Origin of the sequence: Paenibacillus sp. PAMC21692 (assembly GCF_014303795.1) — a bacterium.
Lineage (GTDB): Bacteria > Bacillota > Bacilli > Paenibacillales > Paenibacillaceae > Pristimantibacillus > Pristimantibacillus agaridevorans.
On the sequence record NZ_CP060293.1, the window covers coordinates 4,806,626 to 4,818,361 of the forward strand.

General features: G+C 49.9%; 11 protein-coding genes. All 11 read left to right on the forward strand.

Annotated elements, in window-relative coordinates; all coding sequences use genetic code 11:
• The first annotated feature begins 8 nt into the window (after positions 1–8).
• From flhB to H7F31_RS19270, 11 genes are read left to right on the forward strand one after another with little or no spacing between them, the layout of a single operon-like run.
• A complete protein-coding gene (gene flhB / locus H7F31_RS19220) occupies positions 9–1,100 on the forward strand; it encodes a flagellar biosynthesis protein FlhB (protein WP_187100086.1) in 1,092 nt (363 codons plus the stop codon).
• Positions 1,101–1,128: 28 nt separating this feature from the next.
• The gene (flhA, locus tag H7F31_RS19225; RefSeq protein ID WP_187100087.1) at positions 1,129–3,159 is read left to right on the forward strand and encodes a flagellar biosynthesis protein FlhA; all 2,031 of its coding nucleotides are present in this window, start codon (positions 1,129–1,131) and stop codon (positions 3,157–3,159) included.
• Entirely contained in the window at positions 3,156–4,484 is a 1,329-nt protein-coding gene (flhF, locus tag H7F31_RS19230) for a flagellar biosynthesis GTPase FlhF (RefSeq protein WP_187100088.1), read from the forward strand. Before flhA ends, flhF begins: the two co-directional genes overlap by 4 nt.
• Positions 4,477–5,340, forward strand: a complete 864-nt coding sequence (locus H7F31_RS19235; RefSeq protein WP_187100089.1) for a MinD/ParA family protein — start codon at positions 4,477–4,479, stop codon at positions 5,338–5,340. The genes flhF and H7F31_RS19235 overlap by 8 nt, the downstream gene beginning before the upstream one ends.
• A gap of 26 nt (positions 5,341–5,366) precedes the next feature.
• On the forward strand, positions 5,367–6,755 hold the full coding sequence (locus H7F31_RS19240) for a protein-glutamate methylesterase/protein-glutamine glutaminase (protein WP_187100090.1): 1,389 nt from the start codon (positions 5,367–5,369) through the stop codon (positions 6,753–6,755).
• A gap of 47 nt (positions 6,756–6,802) precedes the next feature.
• On the forward strand, positions 6,803–8,887 hold the full coding sequence (locus H7F31_RS19245; protein ID WP_187100091.1) for a chemotaxis protein CheA: 2,085 nt from the start codon (positions 6,803–6,805) through the stop codon (positions 8,885–8,887).
• A gap of 12 nt (positions 8,888–8,899) precedes the next feature.
• A complete protein-coding gene (locus H7F31_RS19250; protein ID WP_087570953.1) occupies positions 8,900–9,361 on the forward strand; it encodes a chemotaxis protein CheW in 462 nt (153 codons plus the stop codon).
• A 3-nt stretch (positions 9,362–9,364) separates the two neighbouring features.
• Positions 9,365–9,988 carry a chemotaxis protein CheC gene (locus tag H7F31_RS19255; protein WP_187100092.1) on the forward strand — a complete coding sequence of 208 codons (624 nt, stop codon included), beginning with the start codon at positions 9,365–9,367 and terminating at the stop codon, positions 9,986–9,988.
• Positions 9,985–10,479: a chemotaxis protein CheD gene (locus H7F31_RS19260; RefSeq protein WP_187100093.1), complete on the forward strand. Its 495-nt coding sequence runs from the start codon at positions 9,985–9,987 to the stop codon at positions 10,477–10,479. The genes H7F31_RS19255 and H7F31_RS19260 overlap by 4 nt, the downstream gene beginning before the upstream one ends.
• Before the next feature lie 2 nt (positions 10,480–10,481).
• Entirely contained in the window at positions 10,482–10,946 is a 465-nt protein-coding gene (locus H7F31_RS19265) for a hypothetical protein (RefSeq protein WP_187100094.1), read from the forward strand.
• Between the two features lie 4 nt (positions 10,947–10,950).
• Positions 10,951–11,736 (forward strand): FliA/WhiG family RNA polymerase sigma factor, encoded by a 786-nt coding sequence (locus tag H7F31_RS19270; protein WP_187100095.1) that lies wholly within the window; start codon positions 10,951–10,953, stop codon positions 11,734–11,736.

Here is an 11,736-nt window from a genome sequence, read left to right on the forward strand (position 1 = left end):
CGATTACCTTGCGAGCTTATCGTTTAAAGCTGGATTTGCAATTGTTCAGTCAGGAAAAGACGGAGAAAGCAACGCCCAAAAAGCGGAATGAATCACGCAAGAAGGGCCAGGTGGCCAAATCCTCCGATTTGCCCGGCGCATTTATTCTCTTATTCGTTTCCGCTTCTTTTTTGATGCTGGGCAGCTATTACAAGACCAAGATTATAGGACTGTTCGGCGGTATCTTTCAGGATTGGCTATTGATGGAGTTAACGACCGAAAATGTGACCGAATTGTTCATGAATCTGTTATGGCAAGCGTTGCTGTTTTTACTTCCGATCTTCGCTATCGCGATGTTGGTCGGCATTATCGGTAACGTGGCTCAGTTCGGCTTCTTGTTGACCGGAGATCCTTTGAAGCTGAAGCTCTCCAAGCTGAATCCTATTGAGGGGTTTAAGCGAATCTTCTCCATGAGAAGTTTGGTTGAATTTTTGAAAAGCATTTTGAAAGTAACGATCATCGGTATTTTGGTATATATGGCGATTTCGCGGGAATGGAACAACCTGCTCGCCTTGTCTTCGCTGTCGATCCAATCCGTATTTAGCTTTACAGCCGGAATAACCATAAAGCTTGGTATCCAGATTGGCTCGGTATTGGTGATACTTGCTCTTCTGGATTATATGTATCAGAAATACGAGCATGAAAAAAGCATTAAGATGTCAAAGCAAGACATTAAAGATGAATATAAGAAATCGGAAGGTGATCCCCTCGTCAAAGGAAGGATTCGCGAACGTCAACGGAAGATGGCCATTCAACGCATGATGCAGGAAGTGCCCAAAGCCGATGTCGTCATCACGAACCCGACTCACTTTGCCATTGCACTCAAATACGACGCATCCCAAATGGAAGCGCCGACGATTATCGCGAAGGGGATGGATCATGTCGCTCTGAAAATCAAGGAAATCGCCAAGGAAAATGGCGTCATAACGATGGAAAATAAGCCGCTGGCAAGAGCGCTGTACGAAAGGGCAGAGATCGGAGACGTTATCCCGAACGATCTGTTCCAAGCAGTGGCAGAAGTGCTGGCGCATGTGTATAAATTGAAGGGCAGAACCAAATAAACGATAAAACGCGGGAGGAGGCGCCATCATGAAACCAAAAGATTTATTTATCATACTCGGCATTATTGGAATTGTGCTCATGATGATTATCCCGATCCCGATCTTCCTTATCGACTTATTGTTGATCTTGAATATCTCGATTGCGCTCATGATTTTGTTAGTCGCGATGAATACGAAAGAAGCGCTGGATTTCTCGATTTTCCCGGCGATCCTGCTCGTTACTACATTATTCCGGCTGGCACTAAGCGTATCCACGACAAGAAGCATTTTAACGCATGCTGAGGCGGGCGAAGTGATCGAGACTTTCGGACGCTGGGTAGGCGGCGGGGAAGTCGCCATTGGTTTTATCGTCTTCCTGATTCTCGTCGTTGTTCAGTTCATCGTCATTACGAAAGGCTCGGAGCGGGTTGCAGAGGTTGCCGCGAGGTTTACGCTGGATGCGATGCCTGGCAAACAGATGAGTATCGACGCGGATTTGAACTCAGGCCTCATCAACGAACAGCAAGCTCGCGAGCGCCGATCCAAAATCGAGAAGGAAGCCGACTTTTACGGCGCCATGGACGGTGCCAGTAAATTTGTCAAAGGCGATGCTATTGCAACAATCATCATATTGATCATCAACTTGATTGGCGGCTTTATCGTCGGTATGGCCATGCATGGAATGAGTTTCGGAGAATCCCTGGAAACATTTTCGATCCTGACCATCGGCGACGGACTGGTCGCGCAAATACCTGCATTGCTTATCTCCACTGCTGCCGGCCTTATTGTGACGAGAGCGGCTTCGGAGGGCACTTTGGCGGATGACTTGACAGGCCAGATGCTTCGGTATCCCAAGATGCTGTATATCGCAGCCGGAACCATCGCGGTGCTTGGCCTTACGCCAATCGGTATACTTACGACTTGGCCTTATGCCATTATTTTGGCAATCGGGGCGTACGTGATGCAGAAGCGCCTCACCAAAAAACAAGAGCAGGAAGAGCTGCTTGTAGAAGAGCAGCAAATCGAAGAGGTGCGCAGCCCGGAAAGCGTGATCAGCTTGCTGCAAGTGGATCCAATCGAGTTCGAATTCGGTTACGGATTAATTCCGCTCGCAGATACGCAGCAGGGCGGAGATCTTCTCGACCGGATCATTATGATCCGCAGGCAGTGCGCATTAGAGCTTGGGCTCGTCGTACCGGTCATCCGAATCCGCGATAATATTCAATTAAAACCGAATGAGTACGTCATCAAGATCAAAGGAAATACCGTAGCAAGAGGAGACTTGCTCTTGAATCATTATTTGGCGATGAGCCCGGGCTTCGAGGATGATTCGGTCATCGGCATCGAGACGACCGAACCGGCTTTTGGCCTGCCGGCCATCTGGATTGATGAAGCGATGAAAGAGCGGGCAGAGCTGTCCGGCTATACGGTCGTTGATCCGCCGTCGGTTGTCGCGACACATCTTACGGAAATCATTAAACGGCATGCGCATGAGCTTATCGGTCGTCAAGAGGCGAAGATGCTTGTCGAAAATGTCAAGGAATCGTACCCTGCGCTTGTCGACGAACTCATTCCTTCCATTCTGACCATTGGCGACGTACAGAAGGTTCTCTCCAAGCTTCTTAAGGAGAAGGTGTCGATACGGGATCTGGTCACCATATTTGAGGCTCTTGCCGATCATGGCTCATATACGAAGGACCCTGACATTTTGACAGAGTATGTAAGACAGTCTCTGTCACGCCAAATTACCCAGCAATTCTCTCCTGGCGGGGATACGCTGCGGGTGATTACGGTAGGGCCGCAATTGGAGAAAAAAATCGCGGAATCCGTGCAGCAGACCGATCAAGGCAGTTACATTGCGCTCGATCCCATCTCGACCCAGCAAATCTACCAAAAGATCGGCGAACATGTCAGCAGGCAGATTCAGTCGGGACAACAACCAATTGTGTTGGCATCTCCGACGATTCGCATGTATTTGAGACAAATTATTGAACGCACCATGCAAGAAGTTCCTGTCTTGTCCTACAGCGAGCTTGAGCCTAACATTGAAGTCCAGAGCGTAGGAGTGGTGAATCTATGAGGGTGAAACGGTATTTGGTCAACGCTTTACCTGAAGCGGTATCGCAGATTCGCACAGATCTCGGCAAAGATGCTGTTATTCTCGAGACGAAGGAGATCAAAGTAGGCGGGTTTCTCGGCATGTTTCGCAAAAAGAAGATGGAGGTCATTGCGGCTGTCGAGACTGGAGCAGTTAAACAGCAGGATCCGCCGCAACGGCATGTCCAGCCGGAAGTGTCTGCCATGGTGGAACAAATTTTGCAGACGGCCAAACGTTCGGGGGCAGCTACCGCTACATTGGAGCCTTTGCCCATGCAGCAAGCTCGCCAGAACGTAACATCTGCCTACCAAGATCAAACACAACCGATTGCAGCCACATCTGAAACGAGACCGCTAACGGCAGTTAAACATCCAGAAAAACAGCAACACGAAATGGAGTCTCCTCAATCCCGTTTCCGGATGGACAAGGAGCAATTCATCATTAATGAGATTCGCGATCTGCGAGAGTACATGGTGAAGTTAACCAGGGAAAGCCAGTCGCAAAAATGGCTGTCCGAATCCATTAATGCGCTTAAGGATCGATTGAGTCTGCAAGAGTTAGATCCTGTCTGGAGCGAACGTCTTATCGAGGCCTTAACGGAGGCCGAAAAAGAGGAGGGCGCCGCATTCTCTTATGACGAGACATGGCGCAGAGCCGCGATCCAGCTTCAGGAATGGATGCAGCCTTATTGTCTTAGCGGTATTCGAGAGGATGCGACGGTGCTTCATTTTGTCGGTCCGACCGGAGTCGGCAAAACAACGACAATCGCTAAGCTTGCCGCCGAATACAAGATCAAGCATGGACGCAAAGTGGGTTTTATTACCTCCGACACTTACAGAATTGCCGCAGTCGATCAGTTGCGAACGTACGCTAACATCTTGAATGTACCATTAGAGGTTGTATTCTCTCCAATGGATCTGCCCAAGGCGTATCAATCCCTGAGCGATCAAGAGCTGATCCTGATGGATACGGCAGGCCGGAACTTCCGCAGCGAGCTTCATGTGTCCGAGGTAAATAGCCTGCTGCAAACTTTTGAACCAAGCGAGACGATTCTTGTCGTTAGTCTTACGGGCAAGACGGCTGATATGGTTGCTATCGCAGATCGGTTCAAGAAGTTCGGCGTTTCGAAGGTTCTATTTACGAAGCTGGATGAAACGTCTGCATACGGTGCGATTTTTAATCTGGTTATGAATATGGAGCTTAATCCAACCTATCTAGCCAGCGGTCAGAACGTGCCTGACGATATTAGCAGATTCGATTGCCATGCATACGTATCTCTTTTGTTAGGAGAGCCTGCACATGAATGATCAGGCAGAAGCTTTGCGGTATTTGGTCAAGCAGCATGAGAACCATCGTGCGAATACTCGGATTATTACAGTTACTAGCGGGAAAGGCGGAGTCGGGAAGTCAAACTTCAGTCTGAATTTCGCGCTTGCGCTTAAGCGTCAAGGAAAAAAAGTGCTCATCTTCGACGCCGACATCGGAATGGCTAATATCGACGTCCTGATGGGAACATCATCTACGTACAGTCTCTATCATCTGCTCAAACAGGAGAAAACGATCTGGGATATTATCCAACTCGGCGTCGAAGGGATCCATTATATCGCAGGCGGCTCCGGATTCCGAGATCTTCTCGAGCTTTCAGCGGAGCAAATTAATCGATTCGCCACCGAGGTAGAGAAGCTGCATGGCGAATATGACGTCATTTTGTTCGACACAGGTGCGGGCTTGTCGAAGGAGACAGTCAGATTTATCGCCGCGGCTCAAGAAACGATTGTTGTTACAACACCGGAGCCGACCTCGATTACTGACGCTTATGCCCTGATTAAGATGGTGAAGTCGATGGACATTGACGCACAGTTTAAACTAATCGTCAATCGTGCTTCCGATGCCAGAGAGGGAAAAGAGACAGCTGAGAAGATCAGTTTAGTCGCCAGTCGGTTCCTTCATTCGGAGCTGCCTTCCCTGGGCACCATCCCGGATGACTCTCATGTCTCCAAAGCAGTTAAAAGGCAAATCCCGTTCCTGATTGCATATCCGAACAGCGGAGCGGCGATCGCGCTATGCCGGATCGCGGAGGCGTATATGGATATTCCGGCAACGGCATCCGGGAACGGCGGCGTCAAAGGATTTATAACTAAATTATTCAGACTAGCAAGGTAGTCCTTTGTTGTTGAGGAGGGATGCAAATGGCTCCTTATCGCGTACTGGTCGTGGACGATTCGGCGTTCATGCGTACGATTATAAGTGATCTCATCGTGCGGGACAAACAATTCACCATTGCGGCGACCGCATCCAACGGGATGGAGGCGATCGCCGCTGTCAGAGAGCATCAACCGGATGTCGTGACGATGGATCTGGAGATGCCCCAAATGAATGGAATCGAAGCGCTGCAATTCATTATGAAGGACAATCCAAGGCCAATCATCATGTTGTCCGGCATCAGCGAGGATAACACTCGCGATACGATCAAGGCGTTGCAATTCGGCGCATTCGATTTCATTCGCAAGCCTTCGGGCATTGGTTCCGATGATATTCTTGCCGTTGGAGAACAATTGCTCGAAAAGCTTCGAACGGCGGCATACGTCAAGACTAGCAAGGAAATGTTGTTGCAAAGGCAAGAGCTCGCGTCCAAGAGCGAACCCATCATACATAATGAGCGGTTGAACCCGCGGTCAGACAAAATCCAGGATGAGGCTCGCAAAGCTCGTCAGACAAAAGCGGCGAACCATTCGCTTCAGAAAGCCGGCTTGGAGTCCTCCAAGTCCAAATCTGCCAAACCACTAGACGATATTGGCGGCGATGTCCAAGTAACCCGGCCTGCTCCAACGTCTCAAAGTTCTGCAAAGAGGACGGAAACGGCCATAGTGGAGCAAGGGGGCCAAGCAGCCGGCAAGCCGAGTATAAAAGACTCCAAGCTTTTGGATGGAACCAGGCAGCCGGCCGCCAGATCAGCGCCTCCTTTAAAGTCCGAAGTTCAGCCTAGACCAGCCGGGGCTTTCCGACATCTCGTAGCGCTCGGAACGTCTACCGGAGGTCCAAGAGCGCTTCATGAAGTCATTTGCTCGCTGCCTGCCGACTTTCCGGCCCCGGTGCTTGTCGTGCAGCATATGCCGCCCAAATTTACAAAGTCGCTTGCTCAAAGGCTGGATAACTTCAGTCAGCTCACAGTAGTAGAAGCGGAGCAAGGGATGGCTGTTCAGCCAGGGAAGGTCTATATCGCGCCAGGAGGTTATCATCTGGAGCTGGCGAAGCAAGACGGCGGATACGTCATTCGGCTTGGGCTACAACCTCAACGAAACGGTCACCGGCCTTCCGTGGACATTATGTTCGAATCGCTGGCGCCGTTCCGCGAGCTGAGCATACATGCGGTCATTATGACCGGCATGGGCAGTGACGGTGCAAAGGGAATGAAGGTGCTGGCAGAGCAAGGCGCCGTTTCATTGATTGCTGAATCAGAGGAAACCTGCGTGGTGTACGGAATGCCGCGATGTGCGATTGAAGGCGGTTATGTCAAGGATGTACTTCCGCTAGGAGAAATTTCTTCTCAGCTGGTGAAGGCCGTGGCAAAAAATTAATTGATAAACGGAGAACGAACGATCATCCTACCAGGAGGTGCATGTGAATGGATATGAATGCTTATCTGTCCATGTTTATCGACGAATCTAACGATCATCTTCAATCCTTGAACGAAAATCTGCTTCAATTGGAAGGCAATCCCGAAGATCTTAGTATCGTGCAATCGATATTCAGATCCGCCCATACGCTCAAAGGCATGTCGGCGACAATGGGCTTCGAGGACTTGGCGGCTCTTACTCACGAAATGGAAAACGTACTGGATCTTGTCCGCAATAGCAAGCTTAAGATGGACAGCTTTATCTTCGATACGTTGTTCAAAGGTTTGGACGCGCTGGAGGCCATGGTACAAGACATCGTGGGCGGAGGGACAGGCAAAGCGGATGTCACTTCTATTGTCGCCTCCTTGCAAGGCATCCTGAAGGGCGATTATAAGTCGCAGGCGGCCGCTTCGACTGCAGCGGCTCCGTCGGCATCAACGAATGCCGGAGGGGGAGAAACATCGGGCGGCGTGCTCCTCGACCAATTCCAATCCTCGATTCTTCTGCAATCCATGGAGGCCGGACATCAGCCTTATTATGTACAAGTTAGCGTTGACGAGAATTGCGTTCTCAAAGCAGCCAGGTCCTATATGGTCTTTAATTTGCTGGAGAGCAACGGAGAAATTGTAAAGTCCGAACCTTCGGTACAGGATCTCGAGCAAGAGAAATTCGACAGAACGTTCACTGTATTTACGATTTCCACACTAACGGCCGAACAACTGTACGAACAGATCATGAATATCTCCGAGATTTCTTCTGTAACGGTAACGCCTCTGGATGCCGAAACTCTCGCCTCATTGACAAGCGCTCCCGCGGCAGCTGCCGTGGAAGCGCCCGAGAAGCCTGCTGCTGCTGCTGAATCGGCAACTGCTCCACTTGCAAACGACAGCGTTAAAATTTCCAGCAAGCCGTCTGCTGCACCGCAGAGCGCTCCTGCAGCCATGAACAAGACGATCAGAGTCGATATCGACCGGCTTGACACGCTGATGAATTTATTTAGCGAGCTGCTGATTGACCGCGTAAGGCTGGAGCAGTTGGCGAGTGAAATCAAGCGTACGGAATTAACGGAGACGGTGGAGCATATGTCGAGGGTCAGCTCCGACCTCCAGAACATCGTGCTTAAACTGCGCATGGTTCCGGTTGACTCTGTGTTCAATCGTTTCCCCAGACTTGTTCGCGATATGGCGAAGTCGCTTAACAAAAAGATGGAGCTTATTATTACGGGAGCCGACACTGAACTAGATCGTACGGTTATCGACGAAATCGGGGATCCGCTGGTTCATCTTATTCGCAACTCTGGCGACCACGGCATCGAGTCCGTCGAGGAGCGAATCGCTTCGGGCAAATCAGAAACGGGGACGATTCATCTTCGGGCTTTCCACAGCGGCAACCATGTGTTTATTGAGGTAGAAGAAGACGGAAGAGGCATTAATAAACAAAAAGTGCTTCAGATCGCCATCAAAAACGGTGTAGTGACAGAAGAGCAGGCACGCAACTTGACCGAAGAAGAAATCCAGATGCTTATATTTGCGCCGGGCTTTAGCACGGCCGACAAAATCTCGGATATTTCTGGCCGCGGGGTTGGACTCGACGTCGTAAAGACGAAAATCACTTCGCTTGGCGGCAACGTTACGGTAACCTCCGCAGAAGGCAAGGGGACAAAGTTCTCAGTTCAGCTGCCGCTGACATTGTCGATCATCTCGGCGATGCTGATTAAATTGGGCTCGGAGAAATATGCGATACCGCTGTCTTCGATTGTGGAGACGGGCATCATTAAGCGATCGGGCATTCTGAACGTGCATGGCAATCAGATGGTGGAATTCCGCGGCTCCATTATTCCGCTCGTATCGCTGAGCAGCGTGCTGGAATCACCGGATTACGACGAAAGCCAGGAGCAGGAAACAGAGATCGTCGTTATTCGCAAAGGCGATAAGATGGCAGCCGTCATGGTCGAGGAGTTTATCGGACAAAGTGAAATCGTGCTTAAAACTTTAGGCAAATATTTGACTAACGTATACGCCATCTCCGGGGCTACTATTCTCGGTGACGGATATGTCGCTCTTATCATCGATCCGAATGCATTGATCAAATAAGGAGGGTTTACAATGGGAGAAGAATTGAAGGTTATCGTATTCGCGCTTGGCAAGGAAGAGTATGGCATCGAAGTGGATAAAGTGCGCACAATCGAGAGACTGACGCCTATCACACGCGTTCCCAAAACGGCTGCTTTCATTAAAGGTGTCATTAATCTGCGCGGCGTCGTTGTTCCTGTTATCGATCTGCGAGGTAGATTCAATCTCAGCGAAACCCAGCCAACGGAAAATTCCCGTATTATTGTCGTAGCCGTAAATGAATTGGAAGTCGGTTTTATCGTGGATTCGGCAAACGACGTTATCGATATCGATTCGGACACGATTGACAATCCTCCGGAGATCGTCGGAGGAATTAAAGCCAAATATTTGCGCGGAATTGCCAAATTAGGCGAAGGTCGTCTGCTGATCATGCTTAATCTGTCAGAGGTTCTTAACAAAAACGAGATTATCCAGCTCGAACAGCTGGAGGTTTAATAGGTGGCCGAATTTAAGAATTTTGAAGCTTTTGAATTAGATGTACTCAAAGAAGTGGGGAATATCGGAGCAGGCAATGCGGCCACCGCGTTGTCCAAGCTGTTGAACAAGCCGGTAGACATGGCTGTACCGAAGGTCAGCCTGCTGCCCTTCGAGGAAATCGCAGAGCTTGTGGGAGGAGCCGAACAAGTCGTGCTCGGAGTTTTCCTGCGGGTGGAAGGCGAAGCCCCGGGAAACATGTTTTTTCTAATCGAAGAGAATTCCGCCGAGCGGATGCTGAATCAACTGTTGTCGTTAAGACACGACGAAGGGGATAAAGGTTACTCCGAAATGGAGTTGTCTGCTTTATGCGAAATCGGCAACATCTTGGCAGGGTCGTACCTCTCGTCATTAGCTGATTTCACTCAACTGCCCATGATGCCTTCCGTACCCGCTATTGCCCATGATATGGCCGGCGCCATCTTGAGCTACGGACTGATGCAATATGGCGAGATGGGAGATTCGGCTCTGCTAATAGAGACTACGTTTCTCGAAGATCATCAATCGTTGGAAGGACATTTTTTTCTCATTCCCGATCCCGGCTCCTTCGGCAAAATATTTAGTTCATTGGGAGTCGGGCGAGAATGACAGGACAGACGATGGTAAAGGTAGGAATGGCGGATTTAAACGTCGTGGATGGCGGAGCCTTATTGAAGACAACGGGACTTGGATCCTGTGTCGGTTTAACATTATACGATGCGAAATCCGGCATTGCCGGAATGGCGCATGTTATGCTGCCATCATCGGATATTGCCAGGGAAGCGCAAATCAATCTGGCAAAATATGCAGATACCGCAATTCCGGAGCTGCTAAATCGAATGACCGTGCTTGGCGCGAACATGAATCGGGTTCAAGCCAAGATGGCGGGCGGCGCTCAGATGTTCGCGTTTGCGGGGCAATCGGATACTCTCCGAATAGGTCCGCGTAACGTGGAATCTTGTATGAGCATGCTCAACAGACTTCGTATTCCAATCGTATCCCACGATACGGGTGGCAATTACGGACGGACAATCGAGTTCGACAGCGGCAGTGGCATACTCATGATCCGGAGCGTGCAGTTTGGAATAAAGGAGATTTAACAATGCTGGGTTCATGGAGATGGAATGTGGGTTTCGGTATTGCGGGAGTCGGTCTGACCGTCATATTCTCCTTGGGGAATAATCCCTTGTCCGTTATACTCATGAGAAGTTTATATGCATTCGTGGCTTTTTTCGTCGTCGCATTTGCCGCCCGGTTCGTTTTGGGCGTAATATTGCAGCCTCCTGCGATCCCAATGGGTCACAGCGAAGAGGAGGCTGACGATCCGCGAGGCGCCGAGATGGACTTGCGTACGCCAGACGAGTCGGATGATTTGAACCAACTGTTAAAGGCTCAATTGCAGCAAGGAGCATCTTCTTCGCCACAGCCAGCAGCGCAGCCGGCAAAAGAAGGCGCTAATGAAGGAGCAAGCAGCTTCAAACCATTGTCTCCGCCGCAACTCGTATCTACCGCCGGCAAACAACCAGAGGAATTGGCGAAAGCCGTACGTCACCTGACAGGAGAGTGAGTCAATGCCAGAGCTAAAGTCGCCTCATTTGACGAACATCCAGATGTGGCAAGCATGGAAAGAGCAAGGGGATATCGAAGCCAAAAAAAGCCTGATTGAAAATTATTTGCCGCTTGTTGATTTTGTTACGAACCGCATGGCAATCGGACTGCCTAAAAACGTCATTAAAGACGATCTGGCCAGCAACGGAGTCATGGGTCTTATTGACGCAATCGAGAAATTCGACTATAAAAGAGGATTGCAATTCGAGACGTACGCATCATGGCGTATTCGCGGCTCCATCATCGACGGACTACGTCAAGGCGACTGGGTGCCGCGCTCCGTGCGCGAGAAGGCTAAACGCGTCGAGGACGCCTATCAAGTGCTGGAGCAGCAATATATGCGCTCTGTATCCGACGCGGAAGTAAGCCGGTATCTGCAAATTACGGAGAAGGAATTTACCGTCATGCTGCAAGATATATCGGTTGCGTCGATCTGCTCCCTTGAGGATCCCATTCGGGAAGAGGAATCGGAGACTCGCATGTCGTTGCTCGTAGACGAGAAGGCCAAAAAACCGGAACAAACCGTGCATGAAGTTTATTTGAAGGAATCGTTAGTAAAAGGAATAGATCGATTGACGGAGAAGGAGCGGACCGTCGTATCCCTATTCTATTATGAGGAGCTGTCCTTAAGCGAAATAGCCGAGGTTATGTCGCTGTCACCGTCGAGAATTTCCCAATTGCACTCGAAGGCCATTCTTCGTCTTCGTGGAGTGTTGGCTAAACATAAAGATCAATTAATGCAGCAATAG